This is a genomic window from Nostoc sp. JL23 (genome assembly GCF_017115065.1).
GTDB lineage: Bacteria > Cyanobacteriota > Cyanobacteriia > Cyanobacteriales > Nostocaceae > Nostoc > Nostoc punctiforme_A.
Genome location: NZ_JABXKN010000148.1, coordinates 12,816 through 33,549 on the forward strand (window position 1 = coordinate 12,816; position 20,734 = coordinate 33,549).

Consider the following 20,734-nt stretch of genomic DNA (forward strand, 5'->3'; position numbering starts at 1 on the left):
AATTAGTCAATAGTCTCACAACTCCTAACTCCTAACTCCTAACTTTCTCCTTACGGAGGTGAACCTACGGTTGCACCGTTGGGAATATCTAACTCAATATTTGGCCCCCGGTCTAGGACTTCAATATCCCACTGACCACGAGTGGCGGTTTCAAATACAACATAACGTCCATCTGGACTTATATTTGGTTTTCTGACCCAGCCGCGATAAATTGGTGTGACAATTTGCGACTGTTGCGTAGCGCGATCGTAAAGCGCTACTACTGGTCTACCTTGATCGCTAGTAAGATAAGAAATATAACGCCCTGTGTAGCTCAAACTTGGACTTTCGGCAATTGTCTCTTGTCGGTTTATCCCCGGAGTACCAATAAACAGTTGCCTCTCCAAATCGTACACTAGTAGCTGCTGATTACCATTCCGATTAGATACAAACGCTAAAAAGCGCCCATTTCCACTCAAAGCAGGTTGCTCCTCGGTGTAGCGACTGTTAAGAGAAGTAGGCCCTATGGGAATATCGTTAGCACCACAAGATACAAGCAAACTTGTTAAACCAAAAACCAGGCTCCAATGAATTGGTCTTTGGAGCCAAAATGTCGGCGTAAATTTTTCCACCTCAACTGTTTTCCGTCGCCTCTAAACTTACTTGCACGCCAACTGTTTTAAACATCGTCATCAAAATCGGTCAAATTATCTGGTCCCTCATTTGGTTTTTCCATTGGGCTGTATGGCACATAATCAGTTGGGATCGCATCATCATCTTCGCGCGGTCTTCGAGGAGTTGAGTCAGTGGGTGGACGACGCCTTCTCGGTCTGGAAGAAACATCATCTTCACGACTTTCGGGACGCCCAGACCCGTTATTACTACGACGAGAAGGTTTTCTGACTTCCCCACCCGAACTTTCCCAATCATCAACTTGCCTAGATGAAGAACCCCAATTTTCATCTTCAGAGCTTTCAGAAGGGCGATTCACGGGACGACCAGAAGTCCGCCGACGCGTTCTATCAGATGGAGCCTGTCTTTCATTACTGCTGCTGTTGCGGCGTTCTGTGCGACGGGGGGGTTGTTCCTCGTAGTAGTCATCACGAGTGGAAATCTCATCTCTGCTACCCTGAATCCGGCGACGCGAGGGTCGTTCTTCCTCGTCTTCATAAGGCAGTGGATCTAAGTCTGCCTCCATCTCAGCCCCATACCTCTTGCGGTTGCGGTTCATTGAATAATTTCCGCTTACCTCCCGCTCATCGTCCACAATCGGAGTGTTGCGCTTTGCTTGCTGGGTAGCTATACTCCGCAGGCGAATACTTTCAACTGCAAAAAACACAGTTGTGCCAACTAAAAGCAGTTGACCAAATTGTAAAATCGGGTCAAGCCGCCATCCTTGAAAGACAAGAATGAAGCCGCAAAGCAAGCCGACTGCCGCAAAAAAGATATCTTGATCTCGTGACAATTCTGGGCGCACAGTGCGGAGAAAATACAGTGCTGCCCCAGCCACAGCCAGGAAAATTCCTAGAATACTGGCTGAGTTTGCCCCAAAATTAACCTGAGCCAGAAAACTGGCTGAGTTCAGCCCAAAATTTATCATTGCTGTTTTCCCAATATCAAATCTATGTTAGCGAGTCACAATTAAAATCACTACTCTAATTAGTCACGATATATTGAAGCTTCAAAGCCTCTGGCAAAGAAGCTCTGAAGCTATTCACCGAAAAGTAAAAACACCTATGTCTGTCATCTACAACTGCCACCAGCCGCAGAAAATGCCGCTTTTAGTGCAATTAAGTAGATAGCTGACAGACAATCGATTATGAGAGTTAAATTAACTCTCATAAGCATTATGAACGCTGTATTTTATCTTTTTGGCTAATGAAAATTAGACCAACTGTAACGGGTATTACAACAATTGCTGTACCCCATAGCAGACTCCAAAGAAAATTTGCTAAAGAAGGCGTCATACTTCTCAACCTTTTTTTACACAGTTCATCCTAATTTTAATAGTGTATTACTTTCTTGAGAAGCCTCTAACTCTGAACTGCCAAACTTGGTAACTGCTTTCACCAATTATTGAGTTAATCGCGCGGGCAAATTCGCTTTTCTATTTCAGATGGAAGTGACAGCATTTGGTTAAAATAATGATCGGAGTGCTTTACAAAGCTTAAAATTTTTAGCGATGTCTACGACGGCCTGCGCCTAAGTTTTTTCTCTCTTTACAGATAGATAGTACCTGAAACCGATGACTGGTGTTAACCTGACTGCTTGGATTCTTGGCCCTATGTTAGGGGTCATGACATTTTTATTTATATTTCGTATCATTCTCACTTGGTATCCGCAAGTGGATCTGAATCGTTTGCCCTTTAATTTAATAGCTTGGCCTACTGAGCCATTTTTAATCCCGTTGCGAAAGCTGGTGCAACCTATAGGTGGGGTAGACATTACACCTATTATTTGGGTTGGTATATTCAGCCTGCTACGAGAAATCCTACTAGGTCAACAAGGATTGCTGACTATGCTATCTCGTGTTAATTAGGTTACAGGTTACAGGTTATAATCCTGTCCCCTGTAACCTATAACCTTTTTCCTTCCTTACTCTCCTACCCGTTCATTTCCTGCACAAAATTTGTATAGACATTACCCTGCAAAAACTGTGGAGTTTCCATAATTTTTTGATGAAACCCAATAGTAGTAGGTAGTCCAGTGATGGCACATTCCCGCAACGCGCGTTTCATCCGGTTAATAGCAGTGGGTCGGTCTGGTGCCCAAACAATTAACTTACCAATCAAAGAATCGTAGTATGGCGGGATTTGGTAATCTGTGTAAACGTGGGAATCAATCCGCACACCAGGCCCTCCGGGGGGGAGATAGCTACTGATCCGTCCAGGAGAAGGGCGAAAGTCATGATCGGGATCTTCGGCATTGATTCGGCATTCGATCGCATGACCTCGTAATACTACTTGGTCTTGGGTCAGCTTGAGTCTTTCACCTTGGGCAATGCGGATTTGTTCTACAACTAAGTCAATCCCAGTAATCATTTCTGTCACAGGATGTTCTACTTGAATCCGGGTATTCATTTCCATAAAGTAGAATTTACCGGATCTATCCAAGAGAAACTCAATAGTACCAGCCCCACTGTAGTTAATGAATTGGGCCGCTTTGACAGCAGCTTGTCCCATTTTCTCACGTAGGTCTTGGTCGAGAGCCGGACTAGGAGCTTCTTCTAACAGCTTTTGATTTCGGCGCTGAATTGAGCAATCCCGTTCACCCAAGTGGATGACATTACCGTAGTTATCTGCCAAAATTTGAAATTCGATGTGGCGGGGACGTTCAATAAATTTTTCTATGTAAACGCCAGAATTCCCAAAAGCTGCTCCTGCTTCGCCTTGGGCTGCGAGAAAAAGTTTAACAAATTCGTCTTCAGAACGAACTAGGCGCATACCCCGTCCACCGCCACCGGCTGTAGCTTTGATCATCACTGGATAGCCAATATCCTTGGCGAATCCTAATCCTTCTTGCTCGGATTCTACCAATCCCTCACTACCTGGTACCGTCGGTACTCCAGCTTTTTGCATGGTTTCTTTGGCAGTGGATTTATCGCCCATCCGTCTCATAGCTTCTGGAGTTGGGCCAATAAAAGCAATATGATGGTCGGCACAGATTTCTGCAAACCGGGCATTTTCTGCCAAAAAACCATAGCCTGGATGAATGGCAGTCGCATTGCGCGTCAGTGCAGCAGCAATAATATTGGGAATATTCAAATAACTTTTACTGCTAGCAGGTTCGCCAATGCAAACTGCTTCATCAGCAAGTTGGACGTGCAGAGCATTACGGTCAACGGTGGAGTGAACCGCAACTGTGGCAATTCCCATTTCTTCACAGGCGCGGAGAATGCGAAGGGCGATTTCTCCCCGATTGGCAATTAATATTTTGTCAAACTTCATTTTTTAGTTTCGATATCATTACCAGTAGATTGACATTTTCTCTGATCCAACTTGAAACAACGCTTCCGCATTATTTCAAATTATCACAGGAGATTCGCCACCCTGATCCTAAGCAAACTTGCATATTGCAGGCTTGCTGCCTCTACGGGTCTTACTACACTAACAACATTGCTGCTGTAAGTCTTGGCTAGACTAACAAGCTGGGCTTTTGCGACGCCGATAGCGATCGCGTAGCGTCATAGCCCGTCGTAGACATCGCCTACAGCAGACGGATACGCGATCGCATCCCGCCGAACACAGTAGCTCTACCCTTTTCAATATCCCTTGTACAGCTGCTAAATTTCTGTCAGTCTGATACCGCCTTGAGAAAATTTATATTTTTGAGCAACTGAATTTAGATATCACCTTACTATAATTATTTTCTTATGCTATAGTCTATTCTTAGAGAAACCATGCGGATGTGGCGGAATTGGTATACGCGCACGCTTGAGGTGCGTGTGGCTTTGCCTTGCGAGTTCGAGTCTCGCCATCCGCATTTTTGCTTGTTTAAGCATAGGGTCAATAGTCACAGGTCAAAAAACCTTAGACTATTGACCCTTAAATATTTAAGTTTGTAGTGAAGACTTTAGTCCTTTTCGGAACCACTCAGTGCTTATTACATATTAAGCATTGCCTTGTCAAAGTACTAGTTTTTTATGCTTTTATAGAAATAGGTGAAGTTTTGTAAAAAGCATTGACTATTTCTTTTCCGCCAACAAACAACTTAACACTGCCACCAGCTTGGCATCGCCTCACTCCGATTTGGCAAGGAGGGGAGGAAATAATTCAACAAAGTTTACCTCACACTCAGCTAGCACCTGCATGGCAGCTAATGCTTTTGGGTGACGGCTCTCCAACACGTCACTTAGAATTACTCACAGGTGAGGCTGTAGAAGTAGATGTTATTGATATGTCATTGATTGGCATCGACTTGGATGCTGCTCCTGAATTAATCCAAGCTGTCCCAGAACCGCGATTACGACGACAAGTATGGCTGCGTACCGCTTCTGGTCAAAGATTAGCCTATGCTACTTCGTGGTGGGAAGCCAGTCATGTCGATGAGTATTTGCAAAACCGTTCATTACCAATTTGGGCAAGTTTAGCTCGTCTTCGCACAGAATTGTATCGGGATGTTCGAGGAATTTACTACGGTAACTCATTGGCACTAGAGTCCGGTTTTGGTGTAACTGGGCCTTTTTGGGGTCGCCACTACTTGTTTTGGCATCATGGACAGCCACTAACATTAATTTATGAAGTTTTTTCACCTTATTTAACCAAATATTTGGGGCCTATGCAGTTGAGTGCTGTTAATGCTGAGGCATAGTATTATTTAAAAGTTTTTCATCTTTTACAGTGCGCCCCAGAAAATGGGAATTTTGCATTAATGACTTTGAAGATGAGTAATCTATGTAAATTCCCGGACACTGAATTGATATTGCTTAGATCAAGTCAATACCACAGATGGAGGCTCTATAAAAATAAGGTGGTCTGCGTTACAGATTACTTGCAGCTTTTTCAAGTTAGTTATATCCTCAAAGTGCTTGAAATGAAGGATGTTAACTTTCGGAGACTTTCCGAAAAAGATAGCCCTTTAAAGGAAGTGTTCTGCGAAATTCAACAAAGCGTGTTAAAAAAGGTAACTAACCACTAAAACACCGCTTTGAAACAGTAGAGAAGGTTGATTACAGAAATATTATCAATGTCTATGGTGGAGAAATTTATGAAATTAACTACCTTAGATCGCAAGAAACTTTTTGGTTGACTTAACCAATTCAGCAAGTAATGAGTTTGGAAATATGAGGTATAGGTTTCAATGGCACCGCCTCTTGTGTCTGTTCCGATGAAGAAAAATAAAAAACCGTCTCTGGTGCTGACGCTCTCGGCTGCGGGGTTATTGATTGGTGTGGGGAGTGTAGCTTACTGGTTTTTAGCCCAGAGACAAATATCTTCTAGCGATTTGCTAGTAGGTGCAAATATTATTCCTGGTGATGCCCTGTTTGCGGTTTCTTTAACAACAGATCCCCAGCAGTGGCAGAAATTGCGGCAGTTTGGGACAAAAGAAACCCAAGCAGAACTGGACAAAAATTTAGTCCAGTTACGCGATCGCTTTCTGACTAATAATGGTTACGACTTCCAAAAAGATATCGCTCCTTGGGTAGGCGATGACGTGACGATCGCAATTCTTGCCCCAGTAACAGGGAATAAACCTGCACCCAAACCAGTTACCACCAATGAAGATGCTGCTAGCGATCAGCAGTCTATGGTAATGGTATTGCCAGTAAAAAATCCAGAAATCGCCAAAAGCATTTTGGCACAACCCAAAACTCTTAAACAAGGCAAATGGATTGACCGTACTTATCAAGGGGTCGCCATCAAACAAAGTGAGGGACAAACGGGGCAAAACTTCTCAGCTGCATTACTAAATGGGCGTTTTTTAGTCATAACTGATAGTCCCAAAGCCACAGAACGAGCGATCGATGCTTATAACAATAAAACATCGCTAGCTACAACAGGGGGCTTTGCTGAGAATTTCCCGAAAATTGCCAATTACCAACCCTTTGGACAGTTTTATGTAAATGTGCCAACAGCAGCCAAAATAGCCGCAGCTTCTCCAAACCGCCCTTTACCTGCTCAAGTTTTGGCTCAACTGCAAAATAACCAAGGTTTAGCAGGGACAATGACCTTAGAGTCAGAAGGAATCCGTTTTAAAGGCGTTTCTTGGTTAAATCCTAATAGTCAACGTGTACTGGTGGTAGAAAACAAAGCTGGGAAAATGCAAAGCCGCATCCCAGCGGAAACCTTAATGATGCTTACTGGCAGTAACTTACAGAGGTTGTGGAGAGACTATGTTTTAACATCTCAAGGAAATCCTTTATCACCGATCGCACCAGAACAGATTAAAGGTGGGATAAAATCCCTTACCGATCTTGATTTAGATAAGGATTTGCTTAGTTGGATGAAAGGGGAGTTTTTGTTATCAGTGATTCCTGCTACTCCAAAAGAAGGTTCACCAAATGATTTTCGTGCGGGTTTGCTGTTCATGGTACAGACAAGCGATGCCTACGGCGGGCAAAGCCTACGCAAATCAGCTGAAGCATCCATCAGTAAGCTGGATGAAGTGATGAAAAATCAATACCAGTTCCAAGTGCAACCAGGGAAAGTCGCAGGTCAATCCGTTGTTAACTGGGTATCACCTTATGGTACGTTAACTGCTACCCACGGTTGGTTAGATGGAGATGTCGCTTTCTTGGTAGTGGGCGCTCCCATCACCGATAAAATTGTTCCCAAACCTAACTACACTCTAGCTGGCACTCTTCCCTTCCAACAAACAGTTCCTACAGAACCCAATCCGACGAATGGTCAATTTTTCCTGGATGTAGAACGAACTGTGAAAAACTTCCCTTTACCAACTCTAATTCCCAATCAACAAACTTTGCTAGATGCAACGCGCTCAATTGGGATGACATCTGCTGTCAGCGACAATCGCAGTAACCGTTACGATATTTTTATCGAACTCAAAAAAGTTACTAACGCGACTACATTACCTAGTCCAGAAGGGAGTAAGAGTAACTCTGTTAGATAGGGAGTGGGGAGCAGGGAAGCAGGGGAGCAGGGGGGACAAGGGGACAAGGTGACTAAAGTAGAACTTGCAGCAAGTCTTTCCCTTCCCCTAGTCCCCAATTCTCCTTGTACTCTTCTCAATCCCCAATGCCCCATTCCCGATTCCCCTCTAAACATATAGGATCAAAACAGTCAGAATCGATATTTTAAATCATCCACGGAGAGAAGACTTTATGAATTTGGTTGTACTCCAGAACTGGCTGGACAATGCGTCCTTTGCCATATTATTCCTGACAATGCTGGTGTATTGGGGTGGAGCGGCTTTTCCGAATCTGCCTTATCTAGCCGCTTTGGGGACAGCTGGAATGGCGATCGCAAATTTGTCCATTGCTACTCTATTAGGGGCACGATGGATCGAAGCTGGTTACTTTCCCTTAAGTAATCTCTATGAATCCCTGTTTTTCTTAACTTGGGGAATTACCGCCGTCCATCTAATTGCTGAAAATAGTAGCCGTAGCCGCTTGGTAGGAGTTGCAACAGCTCCGGTGGCAATGGCTATTACTGCTTTTGCTACTATGACACTACCATCCCAAATGCAAGCGTCAGAACCCCTAGTACCTGCCTTGAAGTCAAATTGGCTGATGATGCACGTCAGCGTCATGATGTTGAGTTATTCTGCTTTGATGGTGGGTTCGTTATTAGCGATCGCTTTTTTAATAGTCACTCGCGGCCAAAATATTCAACTACAAGGCAGTTCTGTTGGTACCGGTGGCTATCGCAGCAACGGCTACCGCTTGCACAAAGCATCTGAACTAATTTCTCAACCACCAGCTCCTGCTGTCGAAAATAACGGCTTTGCCCGTTTTGAAACTAGTAGCAACGGCAACGGTAACGGTAACACTGCTGTTTTGAATTTAGTAACTACCCCTGAATCTCCAGCCGTAGCATCTGCTGAACCTCTTTCACCCCAACGCCTTAGCCTTGCCGAAACCCTCGACAACATCAGCTATCGCATCATCGGACTAGGATTTCCCCTGCTGACAATTGGCATTATTGCCGGTGGCGTTTGGGCTAACGAAGCCTGGGGTTCCTACTGGAGTTGGGACCCGAAAGAAACTTGGGCATTAATCACCTGGTTAGTTTTCGCCGCCTACCTCCACGCCAGAATTACTCGCGGTTGGCAAGGGCGTCGTCCCGCAATTTTAGCCTCCACCGGCTTGCTTGTGGTTTGGGTTTGCTATCTCGGTGTAAATCTTTTGGGTAAAGGTTTGCATTCTTACGGTTGGTTTTTCTAAGAACCGTTTAAATAAAACTACCCCACCCGCGCTGCCGCGCACCCTCCCCTTAGAAAGCTACCGTGTATACACAAGTCCTATCTGCAAGGGTTTCAAGCTTTCTAGACCCAATAAATTGTCATTACGAGCGCAGCGATAGCGGAGCGAAGTAATCGCATAATCTTGTAGTTAAAGCGATTGCTTGTCTGCGACACGCACTTGCGTTCGTCGTTCCTCCTCTCTAGCAGACGCACTCGCGTTCGCTGCGGACAGGCTTCCAAAGCGCTCCAACAGCTTAGAGCTAGACGACGAAACCAAGTGTGAGGTGTAATTTTCAGACTTGTGTATACACCGTAGCCTTTATAAGGGGGGGTAATTGGACTTGTGTGTACACCGTAGCCTTAGAAAGGGGGGAAACCGGAAAATCTAGTTCCATCCCTAATACATACGGGGAGGGTTAGGGTGGGGTAAAGCCTTGATTTATCAGCTATTTCAGACTTGTGTGTACACAGTATCCCTTAGTAAGGGCAGGGTTTGGGAGAGGTAACGCGAAAATTCTAAGCTAATTTACCAGACATCAAATTATTACTAAATTTTTATTTTACCAGCACTAAATCTATAATAAAATGATGATTTTATTTCGGATGAACTGTTATATCTCTGAAAATATAGATTTATTGACAGGAGATTTTTATGGAAGATGGATTCGAGATACTAAACCATGATGAAGTTGTGTCTATAGAACCAGACACTTTTAATAAGTTAAATATTGCCAAAACTTTTAAAGTCCGTGATTTGATTACAGCAATTAAGGAATATGTTGGAGCAGAAGAAACAGACGAAGTAAATTTATATACCCAAGGATTAAAATGTGAAGTTTTACAATTTAGTACTTTGGGATGGAAAAAAGGAAAAGTTAGACTTGCTTTAGAATTTTGTCCTGATGAATCTGAGTCCCCACTTGATGAAATTTTTCAAAAACTCAAACAAGTGGAAAATTAATATCCAATGAGCAAAACATCCCTGGCTTCGTAAAAGTTGTCGGGGATCTAATACTCTCTATGTTTGCAAATAAAATTAGGATGTGCTGAATTGCTATCAAAATTCATTAATAAAATAAAGATGTACTAATAACTGAGAAACGGTAAACCTATCATGCTAAATTACGATCCATTGGCTTGTTTACCCTCATCTGAGGAACTGCCAGACTCTGACGATACGCCAGTGGATAATGAATTACAAGATTTAATTCCCGGTTTACTCAAAGCAATACTCGCAATGGCATGGCCAGAAAGAATGGATTGGTTTTTTGGTATAGATATGGGGATTTATTATGACCCAGATTTACCGCCAATCGTGCCAGATGGATTTTTGAGTTTGGGGGTAGAGCGATTTTATGATGAAAACCTCCGTCCCAGTTATGTGCTTTGGGAAGAGAAAAAACTACCCATATTAGTGCTGGAGGTGGTATCTCACACATATCGCGGTGAGTACTCAACTAAGAAGGCAGAGTATGCAAGATTGGGGATTTTGTATTATGTAGTTTACAATCCATTTCGTCGCCGTAAGCCACGTTTAGAAGTTTACAAATTAGTTAATAATGTTTATGAATTTCAAGATGGGAATCCTGTTTGGCTGCCAGAGATTAGTTTAGGAATTGGCATAGAACGAGGAACGTATTTAGGCATTCCGCGCGAGTGGATGTATTGGTATAACCAGCAAGGACAACGGTTTTTAACACCAGAAGAAGACAAAACACTTGCTCAACAAGAAGCTCAACAAGCAAAACAAGAAGCTCAACAAGCCCAACGACGCACTGAATTATTAGCAGAACGGTTGCGATCGCTCGGCATAGATCCTGATTCTCTCACCTAAATTGCTATCAAAATCTATTAATGAAATAAATCCCATAATCGCGTCTTTTGCCTTCACCGAACAACATTGCGAGCTTCACAAATTGAAGCTCCGAGGTTCATCAACGAAGCTCAAAGGTTCACGAACGAAGCTCAAAGGTTCACGAACGAAGCTCAAAGGTTCACGAACGAAGCTCAAAGGTTCACGAATGAAGCTCTGAGGTTCACGAACGAAGCTCAAAGGTTCATTAATGGAGTTCAAAAACTCATTCACGAGTATAAAAGACTCGCTCACGAGTATCAAAGACTCATTACAGCAGTTTTCATTTACTTAAATCACACTCTCGCGTTCTTCTCTGCGCCTCTGCGTGAGACAAAAATATTTCAGTAATTACGAATTACGAATTACCCTATCAAGACTTGCACTCACACTTTCAGCATCCGGTGACTTCAATCGCTGCAAAATCTCTAAAGCTGGTTGCAAATAGGATATCGCTTTAGTATATTCACCCTGTTTTTCTGCCAAATGCCCTAACCCCCACAGAGCCATTGCTTGAGTTGGGACATCACCAATGCGTTCTGTTATTTCCAAAGACTGATTCAAAAGTCTGATCGCTTCATCCACTTCCCCTTTGTTGGCGTAGATACGTCCCAGTTGGTGCAACGTCACCGCTTTGCCTTGGACATTACCAATACGTTCAGTTATTTCCAAGCACTGATTGTAGAGTGCGATCGCTTGCTCCACTTCTCCTTTGTTAGCGTAGAGAGCTGCCAGATTGTACAACGTTACCGCTTTGCCTTGGACATTACCAATACGTTCAGTTATTTCCAAGCACTGATTGTAGAGTGCGATCGCTTCATCCACTTCCCCTTTGTCAGCGTAGAGAGTTGCTAGATTGTTTAACGTCGCCGCTTTGTTTTGGACATTACCAATGCGTTCTGTTATTTCCAAAGACTGATTGTAGAGTGCGATCGCTTCATCCACTTCTCCTTTATTGGCGTAGATACGTCCCAGTTCGTGCAACGTGGCCGCTTTGTTTTGGATATCTCCAATGCGTTCTGTTATTTCCAAAGACTGATTGTAGAGTGCGATCGCTTCATCCACTTCTCCTTTATTGGCGTAGATACGTCCCAGTTCGTGCAACGTGGCCGCTTTGTTTTGGATATCTCCAATGCGTTCTGTTATTTCCAAAGACTGATTGTAGAGTGCGATCGCTTCATCCACTTCTCCTTTGTTGGCGTAGATCATTGCCAAATTGTACAACGTTGCCGCTTTGCCTTGGATATCTCCAATGCGTTCTATTATTTCCAAAGACTGATTGTAGAGTGCGATTGCTTCATCCACTTCTCCTTTGTTGGCGTAGATACGTCCCAGTTCGTGCAACGTCGCCGCTTGCCCTTGGACATTACCAATACGTTCAGTTATTTCCAAAGACTGATTGCAGAATGCGATCGCTTCATCCATATCCCCTTTGTTGGCGTAGATACCTGCTAGTGCATGCAGAACGCTGCCTTTTATTCCTGCTAAATTTTCATCTTCTTCAGTTAACTTCAAAGCTTTTTGCAAAAAATCTTCTGCTTTTTCTGCCTCGCCAATACTCCTATAAGCTACCCCTAACTCTTTCAAAATATTAATGCGGGTACGTACATTAGTTGATTCTTCCATGAGCAAGCGCTCAAGTAAATCAATCCGCTCTTGCCTTTCTGGTAAATCTAAACTTCCTAATATTCTCTCAGACTGAATAGTTTTTTCAATAGCCAAGTCTTGAGTAGACTGGACAGTGTGAAAATAAAATACTCCTTTTCTCCATGCCCAAAAATCTGGGGCATATTTTGCCAAACGTGTTAGAGCATGATCTGGCAGAAATATCAGTATAGGGTGAGGAACACTATTAGTAAAAGCGTCTCGGACAAAGTTCAAGTCTTGCAGTACAGGTGGATATTCTCCAGATAAACCAATAGACTTTTCTAAACCGATAACAATTAATACTAGTTTTTTATCTGGTTCTAAATGAATTTCTTTTAAATCATGAATAATCTCATCCCTTAAAAAACGCAAATTAGGAGCAGCAAAATTGAAAATTTCAAATTGAATATCATGACATCGAGGATGGTTGTCGAGGATTTCAATTAAAGTAGTTCTATCTTGTTCAAAGTTAACCGCAACGAACCCAATCGTTAACTGAGTGTCAGCAAAGTCAATAAAGGTTAACAGTTCCGCTAATGACTACTGATTTCTTTGCAAAAAAGTTTCTTTTTCTAAATTTAAATCATGGGTTACTCGTAGCTGATTTGAGTGCTTCTTGGAAAGCATGGATTTGCCTCACAACTGGATTAACATAATTCCAGCGATTTTTGCCGTTGTACTCAAAAACCCAAAGACTGAACAGCATTAACCTGCCGATTTCATCTTTAGAAACATCCTTATTTACACATAAATTCGGCGGGTTCAAGAAAATCTAAGCGTTTTTTAACAGTATTAATTGCCTCTGTATTGCGAACTTTTGATAAATCAACATAATAACGTTCAATATCTCTATTAGTGACTAGAGGAGCTACATCACAAACACGAAAAGCAGCTTTGAGGGTATTAGCACGATTAGGGGGTAAAGAACTCATCAGGTCTTATTTATATTAAGAATTTACATATATATTACAGGAGCGGAATCTTAAAGCTTCTTAGCGTTAAAGAACTTTTAGAAATCACTGGCGCTCAACCAGCAGTATTGAAGTGGTAGTATGTTCAGGAATACCTGGCGCTAGATTACCAACAGAATTGTATAATGTCTCTTGCTCCTTGGCGAAGTGCGATCGCTCATGCACTCCATCGCAACCGTAGCCTTGTTTATGCCCGTTACCTGCAACTAGCAACGCTACAAGCGAATGGTCGCCCCGCTAATCGTACCCTAGTCTTTCGCGGCTTTCTGGAAGATACAAACCAGCTAAAATTTATCACCGATAACCGTAGCACCAAAGTTGAGCAGATACAGCAACAACCTTGGGCAGAAATTTGCTGGTACTTCCCGAATACACGAGAACAATTCCGCATCACTGGCTGTTTGACCCTGGTAAGCGGTGATGATTCTGATCGGGATCTACAGCCAGCGCGGATCGCAATGTGGCAAGAATTAAGTGATTCGGCGCGTTTACAGTTTGCTTGGCCGCATCCTGGAAAACTCAGAGTTGAAAACCCAGAAGCTTTTGCACCACCAGCACCCGAACCCGTGCAGCCAGTGCCTAATTTTTGTTTACTGCTACTCGATCCGGTGCAGGTAGATCACTTAGAATTACGTGGCGAACCACAAAATCGATGTCTTTACCACCGTAACGATCAGCAAGAGTGGTCTAGCCAAGCGATTAATCCTTAAATATTGGAATAGAGACGCGATTAATTGCGTCTCTACAGGAGTTAGGAGTTGGAAACTGCAAACCTGCATTTATGATTTTTATTCCTCAGCCCTCACTCTTAACTTCTCACTTTTTAAATGCCAGCACCATCTAGAAATTCCTGGATAGTCTTATCCTTGAGGTTGCACCAGCGACTATCGTGGATTAGCTCATCCTCTTTCGCTGCTAAACAACCCACTAAAACAGGAGTTTTTTCTGAAGAATTGGTGCGCTGAAGAGTTTTTATTTGTTCTTCCAACGCCTCAATGCGGTCTACTAAAGCACGAATTACTTGAGCTTCTGAATCTGGTAAGTTATTGTGTTCAAGAGGTGAAACCCGAACTCCAGAACGATACATAATGCGCCCAGGCACACCTACCACAGTACAGTCTGAAGGCACATCTCTTAAAACAACAGAACCAGCACCAATACGGACATTATTGCCAATTTGGATATTGCCCAGTACCTTCGCTCCTGCTCCGACTACGACGTTTTCACCCACAGTAGGATGGCGCTTACCACATTCTTTACCAGTACCCCCAAGGGTGACACCTTGATAAATTAGAGCATAGTCTCCCACGATCGCAGTTTCACCAATTACTACACCCATCCCGTGGTCAATAAACACACTTTGCCCAATTGTTGCACCAGGGTGGATTTCAATTCCAGTCAAAAACCGAGCCAAGTGAGAAATCAGGCGCGGAATAAAGGGAAGACCAACACTATACAGCCAGTGAGCCAGCCTATGGAATAACAGGGCTTGCAAACCAGGGTAACAAAATAAAACTTCCAACCAGTTACGGGCAGCTGGGTCACGTTCAAATATGATACGAAAGTCAGCACGCAGTATAGATAGCACGAGATAGCACCCTCGGAAAGCACAACAAGCTACTCTCCCATATTATCCTCTCAGGTGTTACACCTAAAAATTGGGAATGGGGCATTGGGCATTGGGCATGGAGAAGAGACAAAGGAGACAAGGAAGAAGGGGGAGACAAAGGAGAGATTTTCAATATATTCCTCCTTGTCCCCCTTGTCCCCCTCATCTCCACATTCTCTACTCCCCAATTCACTGCTGCTCCACTTTCAGAGTATAATCACGCTTGACTCCAGGATTAAATGTACCTACCCAAATCCGATAGTTGCCCTTTTTCCAGTTGCGATCGCTAACGCTAGCATCTTTACTTTTACCAGTATCATCGCCGCAACGAATTGTTGTTTTATCTGGGCCTTGGATGATTAAAGTGGTGTCGTTGTTGTTGCTATCAACTTGTATTGTTAGCTGGGAAAAGTCTTTTTCCAAAACCATAATGTGATCTGGTTGGGGATCGGCAAAGCCAATACAGGCTTTTTGATCGCGATCGCGGTTACTGATAGCAGACAAAGAGTAAGAACCACCTGTAAAACCCTGCACTGTTCCTTGTGCTGAATCAAAGTTTGTTGATAAATGCAAAGTGTCAAAGTTCGCTGTCTGTGCTATTGCAGGGGTAGCTGTGATGGCGGTAAGTATAGCCAACAGCCAACTGCTTCTAAACTGAAGTCGGGGGCGACGGTATTTCATAGTAGCCCTCCAACAGGCTTTTAAATTAGTGATGATATATACATATTCTAGTGAAAAAAATCCAGTGAAATTTCAGTTGGGTGTGCCACATTCAAATGTGCCACAGTTAATGTTTTGGAAAGTGGACAGCTAATTGCTAGGTTATTTCTGGATCTCGACAGCAGCATAAAATCGCATCCGAGTGAGGAATTTTGGTAATCAAACTATTAACTAGCAAATATTACATAAAATCTACGTAAATGTGATGAGGCAAGAAAGTACAGAAGGTAAAGGGAAAAGAATTTTTTCCCTTTACCTTTTGCACCTGAGCTTCTATGAAAATCTCACGAATTATGGAGTTTGAAGAAAACGCCTCCTTTAAGCGATCGCGTGTCAGTTCCATAACTACTAACTGTGAGCGATCGCAGATTATTAAAAAACGGTTTCCCTAAAACTTCCACTAACTTGAGAACAGGCACTTGACGCTCTAGCAAATTCTGGCTCTTTGTCCAGTCAAGATATATATAGCCTTGGTTTGGTAGGGGAATTGCAGCAATACTATCTTTGAAATTGGGATTGTCAATTAAGGAATTATCCTTGGATGTGAGGATTTCATCCATCGTTTCTAAGTCAGAGGTGAAAATTTCGTAATTTCCTAAGTTTGTATGTAATCCCAACACTTTTGTTTCAATACTGAAGGATGTTCCCTCTTTAACATCACTTTTTTTTGTAGCCTTAGTTAACTCTGTCCAAGCAAAAAATCTTTGCTTGGACAGAGTTAGGGGATTAATACTGAGTCCATTTGATGAGGCGATCGCATCTAATCGAGCAATACCTTTTTCCACACTCTCGGATTTTTCTACTACAAAAATCCAATGAGGGGTTGTTTGCTCTTTCGCAGGTAACAATGCTATGGCATATTCTCCTTGTACCCAGCTAAAAACATCCTCTGGTAAGTTTATACCCCAGCGTTTTTGAACATCCGCCAAAGGTTTTGCTAAACGAGAAACCACATCTTCCCCAGAACCATATATGGTAGCTGTTGCTTGTTTCCAGAGTTTGGCTAAATCACTATCACCCAAATTACTCAAATTTGAGCCGGAAATTGCTAAACCTGCGGATGCTGGAACATACTGCAATGCTTCCACAGGTTTAGATAACGGTGCTGATGGAGGGACAATTTCCGATGAAGTCAAAAAGGTGGTTTCTGCCAGCAATCCTTTGGGATTCAACACCAAGGATATGATTTGACTGTTATAAAGTTTTTCTGGTAACTCTAAGCCTTGCCATTTTGCCACGATGGGAAGATTCAAGAATGCTACAGCTAAACCTCCTTTGATTTGTTCTCTGATGGCTTTTTGGTATTCGGGAGAGCTAGTCAAATTCAGATCGGGCGCTTGGACGTTGTTGATAGCATCTCGTAGTACTTTCGGATTGTTGGCAAATAAGACGAAGCCTTCACCGACAACAGCACCAGCAAGCAAGTCTTGTTCTGGTTGAGAATTGTCAGAAATCAGTTTTACACCTTTATATTGTTCAACAGCTAAGGTTGCTCCGGCTAACGCTCGTTTAGAAAACAACAATTCGACAAACTCGCGGCTTTTCTCCGGTTGCTTGGTTGCTAGTGCCAACAAATACCCTGGCTGTTGTCCGTTTTCTGGATCGCGATCGATATCTAAGGTGGTGATCGCTAATGTAATTTCGTCCCCTAACCAGGGTTGAATGTCTTGTTTGTAATCTATGCCACTCTTGGCAAATAAACTGGTTTTGAGTTTAGATAATTCCTCTTCGCGCTCCAACGCCTGCAAACGGTCAGGATTGGTCAATAATGAAACCATTGCAGGGGACAGTTTCGACACGAATATGGCTGCACCAGGCCCAGAGGTAGAAGCAATGAGGCCAGCCGGACTTTTAGCGAAAAACCAGTAAAAGCCTGCGATCGCAATTACTAGCAGGGCGATCGCCCCAGCTGCGATAAAACCGATAAATGAACGTTGCCTATTCACATTAAACCTATTAAAAAAGACGGTTTACAGCCATTTAAGCAGAAAGCCTAGCAGAATTAATCAACCCTCTTGAGAATGGATACTCATGCAAAGGCAGAGATTTTCTGCCACCATGAATAGGATTAGGACTGTTTATAGGGAATTCTTTTACTCAACCCATGAACCAAATTAGTGTAGAAGAACTGGCGCAACGTCTTTCTTCTAGTGATGCAAGTATTCAGCTAGTAGATGTGCGTGAACCACAAGAATTGGCGATCGCTAGCATTGAGGGCTTTGTCAACCTACCTTTAAGTCAATTTACCGAATGGGGAGATCAAGTACCTACCCTCTTCAATCCCCAAGCCGAAACCTTGGTGTTATGCCACCACGGCATCCGCTCTGCCCAAATGTGCCAGTGGTTGATTGCTCAAGGTTTTACAAATGTGCAAAATATTTCGGGTGGTATTGATGCCTATTCCCAATTAGTAGACCCTTCAATTCCCCAGTATTAGCTTTTGCTCGGATACATCATTCAGATGGAACTTACTCTTCCATCTGACTTTTGCTATGCTAAAGATAGAAGTACATCAATTTAGAGGCTTGCCGGGAAAGTTTAAAATTTGGGCATCAAGTACATCTGCACAAAAATGTTGGATTGCTCTAAATTACAGTTCGGTAGTAGCCTCTGAAGAGAATACGTATCTAATAATACTGTTGTAAGCATAAAATTATGCAAAAGTACGGTTAGAAAAAAGCATCGGAAGGGTACATTATAACTAGCAGCTTTTGCAAAAAAATTGAGCTACTATTTCAACCCTAATCTTAAAAAAATGCTTTGTACATAAACTTTAAAAATACTTATCATAATATAGTTATATAATTTGATACCTTAATAAATTATTAATATTTTCTGTTTTCGATTAAATCCACAAATTTCTTGAGAGTTTGATTAAAATTTGCCTTCAGCAAAACATACCATAATGGAAGTTCAGTTAACAAATCGACAACAGCATATACTTTGGGCAACGGTACGTCACTACATTGCTACGGCAGAGCCAGTTGGTTCAAAGGCTTTGGTTGAGGAGTACGATCTGGGTGTCAGCTCGGCGACAATTCGCAATGTGATGGGCGTTTTAGAAAAGTCTGGATTACTCTACCAACCACACGCTTCTGCTGGACGTGTACCTTCAGATTCAGGCTATCGCATTTATGTTGACCAGTTAATTACACCTTCTCTGCGTTCGCGCAGCGTGTCGCAGACAGACGCTACGCGTAGCTTGCTTCCACAAAGTGGTACGGAAAGTTTAGGGCGAGAAGTAGAGTTGGCACTGCAAAAGCATCTCCAGTGGGAAGATCGGAGTTTAGAAACCCTATTGCAAGGAGCCGCGCAGATTTTAGCAACCTTAAGTGGTTGTATTAGCTTGATCACTTTGCCGCAAACGACCACAGCATTATTGCGACATCTGCAATTAGTGCAAATTGAAGCCGGACGGATCATGCTGATTGTCGTAACTGATGGTTATGAGACGCATTCCAAATTGATGGATTTGTCGCCAATACCAGAAGAAACCCAACGAGATTCAGAAGTCATCGATCGCGAGTTGCAGATTGTTTCTAACTTTTTGAATAGTCACTTGCGGGGGCGAAGTCTGTTGGAATTAGCCTACCTCAACTGGAGCGAACTAGATCAGGAGTTCCAACGCTACGGGGAATTTTTGAAAAACTCAGTTGCCGAATTGACTCGTCGGACTCTTGCACCGAATGCAACCCAAATTATGGTTCGGGGTGTGTCAGAAGTTTTGCGCCAGCCAGAATTTTCTCAGTTACAGCAGGTACAAACAATTATCCACCTGTTGGAAGAAGAACAAGACCAACTGTGGCGATTAATATTTGAAGAACCAGAACCAGAGGATGGTGGAAAACCAAAGGTAACAGTTCGCATTGGTGCAGAAAATCCATTAGAACCGATACGTACCTGCACCTTGATTTCTTCTAACTATCGCCGAGGTTCAGTACCTGTAGGAAGTGTGGGAGTTTTAGGGCCAACGCGCCTAGATTATGAAAGTGCGATCGCAGTAGTAGCATCTGCTGCTGATTACCTCTCAGAAGCTTTCAGTTATTTCAATCCTTAAATCGTATCAAATGATATTTAGGGATAAACTACTACAGGTGTAAGCGGATATTTATAGCGGCAAAATCAATAATTAATACTATCTATCAAAATCTTTCATGGTTAGAAAAATTGTCTTTAGCTTGCTGTGGCTGGGATTTGTGGTTTATGCTTTTTTCCTCGCGCCTCCCGATCAACTCGGTACATTCGAATTAATTAAAAACCTTTCTATTGGCCAGTGGCAAGGCGTTAACCCGTTAGTCATAGCACTATTCAACCTCATGGGCATCTGGCCTCTTATTTACAGCGCAGTAGTCTTTATTGATGGTAGAGGACAAAAAATACCTGCTTGGCTGTTTTGTACTGCTTCTTTCGCAGTTGGTGCTTTTGCCTTGTTGCCGTACTTAGCTTTTAGAGAACCAAATAATCAGTTTCTCGGTCAAAAGAATACCTTACTCAAGCTACTAGACTCTCGTGTGACTGGTTTTGTGTTAACGGTAGCCACAGTTATTTTAGTTGCCTACGGTTTAACAGGAGGAGATTGGAGCAGTTTTGTGCAAGAGTGGCAGACTAACCGCTTCATCAATGTAATGAGCATAGATTTCTGCTTACTCTCCCTATTATTTCCCACATTGCTAGGGGATGATATGGTGCGTCGCGGTTGGAAAAATCCGCAGTTGTTCTGGTTAATAGCCTTGATACCGCTATTCGGTCCATTGATTTATTTATCTGTGCGTCCACCTTTACAAGAAGTGGGTATAGAGTCCATATCCAAGCAGCCAGCAACGAATTGAAGAATAAAGTGCATTTTTCACAATCCAAAAATCTCAAATCCAAAGTGATATCACTAAAGTCCCCGCTTTTTCAAAGGTTTGGGGATTTTCTGTGGGTGCGTAAATCCCAAGAGAAAGTTTTTTCTAAAAGTACTTTACAAAACGCAATAAATTCTTTAAGATGTGTAACAGGTAGTCAAACCTACCTAATTCATCTGCAAATAATCGCATTTATAAAACAATGACAGCAACCTTACAACGTCGCGAAAGCGCCAACGTATGGGAT

General features: G+C 42.8%; 19 protein-coding genes and 1 tRNA gene. 11 read left to right on the forward strand and 9 right to left on the reverse strand.

The window, feature by feature from the left end; translation table 11 throughout:
* Nucleotides 1-50 precede the first annotated feature (50 nt).
* The 3 genes from HWQ42_RS32100 to psbX form a co-directional block, all read right to left on the reverse strand.
* Complete coding sequence (locus HWQ42_RS32100) at nt 51-611, reverse strand: hypothetical protein (RefSeq protein ID WP_292738552.1); 561 nt, start codon at nt 609-611, stop codon at nt 51-53.
* A 47-nt stretch (nt 612-658) separates the two neighbouring features.
* Complete coding sequence (locus HWQ42_RS32105) at nt 659-1,579, reverse strand: Ycf66 family protein (protein ID WP_292819287.1); 921 nt, start codon at nt 1,577-1,579, stop codon at nt 659-661.
* Between the two features lie 247 nt (nt 1,580-1,826).
* Nucleotides 1,827-1,946: a photosystem II reaction center X protein gene (gene psbX / locus HWQ42_RS32110; RefSeq protein WP_012412183.1), complete on the reverse strand. Its 120-nt coding sequence runs from the start codon at nt 1,944-1,946 to the stop codon at nt 1,827-1,829.
* Between the two features lie 278 nt (nt 1,947-2,224).
* On the opposite strand from psbX, the gene HWQ42_RS32115 reads away from it, so the two are divergent.
* Complete coding sequence (locus HWQ42_RS32115; RefSeq protein ID WP_292738554.1) at nt 2,225-2,518, forward strand: YggT family protein; 294 nt, start codon at nt 2,225-2,227, stop codon at nt 2,516-2,518.
* A 64-nt stretch (nt 2,519-2,582) separates the two neighbouring features.
* Here HWQ42_RS32115 and accC read toward each other — a convergent pair whose 3' ends face one another.
* Nucleotides 2,583-3,926: an acetyl-CoA carboxylase biotin carboxylase subunit gene (accC, locus tag HWQ42_RS32120; RefSeq protein ID WP_292738555.1), complete on the reverse strand. Its 1,344-nt coding sequence runs from the start codon at nt 3,924-3,926 to the stop codon at nt 2,583-2,585.
* Nucleotides 3,927-4,380: 454 nt separating this feature from the next.
* Between accC and HWQ42_RS32125 the strand changes: the two genes are divergently transcribed.
* The 6 genes from HWQ42_RS32125 to HWQ42_RS32150 all read left to right on the forward strand — a co-directional run bounded on the left by HWQ42_RS32125 (nt 4,381) and on the right by HWQ42_RS32150 (nt 10,675).
* A tRNA-Leu gene (locus HWQ42_RS32125) sits at nt 4,381-4,461 on the forward strand.
* 198 nt (nt 4,462-4,659) lie between these two features.
* The gene (locus tag HWQ42_RS32130; protein WP_292819290.1) at nt 4,660-5,289 is read left to right on the forward strand and encodes a chorismate lyase; all 630 of its coding nucleotides are present in this window, start codon (nt 4,660-4,662) and stop codon (nt 5,287-5,289) included.
* Between the two features lie 489 nt (nt 5,290-5,778).
* The gene (locus tag HWQ42_RS32135) at nt 5,779-7,548 is read left to right on the forward strand and encodes a DUF3352 domain-containing protein (protein WP_292819293.1); all 1,770 of its coding nucleotides are present in this window, start codon (nt 5,779-5,781) and stop codon (nt 7,546-7,548) included.
* Between the two features lie 211 nt (nt 7,549-7,759).
* Nucleotides 7,760-8,821, forward strand: coding sequence for a c-type cytochrome biogenesis protein CcsB (gene ccsB, locus HWQ42_RS32140; RefSeq protein WP_292819296.1), 1,062 nt, complete (start codon nt 7,760-7,762; stop codon nt 8,819-8,821).
* Nucleotides 8,822-9,493: 672 nt separating this feature from the next.
* On the forward strand, nt 9,494-9,802 hold the full coding sequence (locus HWQ42_RS32145) for a KGK domain-containing protein (RefSeq protein ID WP_099100818.1): 309 nt from the start codon (nt 9,494-9,496) through the stop codon (nt 9,800-9,802).
* Nucleotides 9,803-9,955: 153 nt separating this feature from the next.
* Nucleotides 9,956-10,675, forward strand: a complete 720-nt coding sequence (locus tag HWQ42_RS32150; RefSeq protein ID WP_292819299.1) for a Uma2 family endonuclease — start codon at nt 9,956-9,958, stop codon at nt 10,673-10,675.
* A gap of 369 nt (nt 10,676-11,044) precedes the next feature.
* Here the strand turns inward: HWQ42_RS32150 and HWQ42_RS32155 are convergent, their stop codons facing one another.
* Nucleotides 11,045-12,712 (reverse strand): tetratricopeptide repeat protein, encoded by a 1,668-nt coding sequence (locus HWQ42_RS32155; RefSeq protein ID WP_292819301.1) that lies wholly within the window; start codon nt 12,710-12,712, stop codon nt 11,045-11,047.
* Between the two features lie 365 nt (nt 12,713-13,077).
* On the reverse strand, nt 13,078-13,272 hold the full coding sequence (locus HWQ42_RS32160) for a hypothetical protein (RefSeq protein ID WP_292819304.1): 195 nt from the start codon (nt 13,270-13,272) through the stop codon (nt 13,078-13,080).
* Nucleotides 13,273-13,436: 164 nt separating this feature from the next.
* Between HWQ42_RS32160 and HWQ42_RS32165 the strand changes: the two genes are divergently transcribed.
* Complete coding sequence (locus HWQ42_RS32165; RefSeq protein ID WP_292819307.1) at nt 13,437-14,021, forward strand: Npun_F5749 family FMN-dependent PPOX-type flavoprotein; 585 nt, start codon at nt 13,437-13,439, stop codon at nt 14,019-14,021.
* 113 nt (nt 14,022-14,134) lie between these two features.
* Here HWQ42_RS32165 and cysE read toward each other — a convergent pair whose 3' ends face one another.
* The 3 genes from cysE to HWQ42_RS32180 all read right to left on the reverse strand — a co-directional run bounded on the left by cysE (nt 14,135) and on the right by HWQ42_RS32180 (nt 17,586).
* Nucleotides 14,135-14,899: a serine O-acetyltransferase gene (gene cysE / locus HWQ42_RS32170; RefSeq protein WP_292733685.1), complete on the reverse strand. Its 765-nt coding sequence runs from the start codon at nt 14,897-14,899 to the stop codon at nt 14,135-14,137.
* A 210-nt stretch (nt 14,900-15,109) separates the two neighbouring features.
* On the reverse strand, nt 15,110-15,601 hold the full coding sequence (locus HWQ42_RS32175; protein WP_292733683.1) for a hypothetical protein: 492 nt from the start codon (nt 15,599-15,601) through the stop codon (nt 15,110-15,112).
* Nucleotides 15,602-15,924: 323 nt separating this feature from the next.
* Nucleotides 15,925-17,586, reverse strand: a complete 1,662-nt coding sequence (locus tag HWQ42_RS32180) for a DUF3352 domain-containing protein (protein WP_292819310.1) — start codon at nt 17,584-17,586, stop codon at nt 15,925-15,927.
* 158 nt (nt 17,587-17,744) lie between these two features.
* Here HWQ42_RS32180 and HWQ42_RS32185 point away from each other — a divergent pair, with 158 nt between their 5' ends.
* From HWQ42_RS32185 to HWQ42_RS32195, 3 genes are all read left to right on the forward strand, one after another.
* Nucleotides 17,745-18,077, forward strand: coding sequence for a rhodanese-like domain-containing protein (locus HWQ42_RS32185; protein ID WP_292733666.1), 333 nt, complete (start codon nt 17,745-17,747; stop codon nt 18,075-18,077).
* Nucleotides 18,078-18,545: 468 nt separating this feature from the next.
* Nucleotides 18,546-19,697 carry a heat-inducible transcriptional repressor HrcA gene (hrcA, locus tag HWQ42_RS32190; protein WP_292819313.1) on the forward strand — a complete coding sequence of 384 codons (1,152 nt, stop codon included), beginning with the start codon at nt 18,546-18,548 and terminating at the stop codon, nt 19,695-19,697.
* Nucleotides 19,698-19,794: 97 nt separating this feature from the next.
* Nucleotides 19,795-20,469 (forward strand): DUF2834 domain-containing protein, encoded by a 675-nt coding sequence (locus HWQ42_RS32195; RefSeq protein WP_292819316.1) that lies wholly within the window; start codon nt 19,795-19,797, stop codon nt 20,467-20,469.
* The last annotated feature ends 265 nt before the right edge of the window (nt 20,470-20,734 follow it).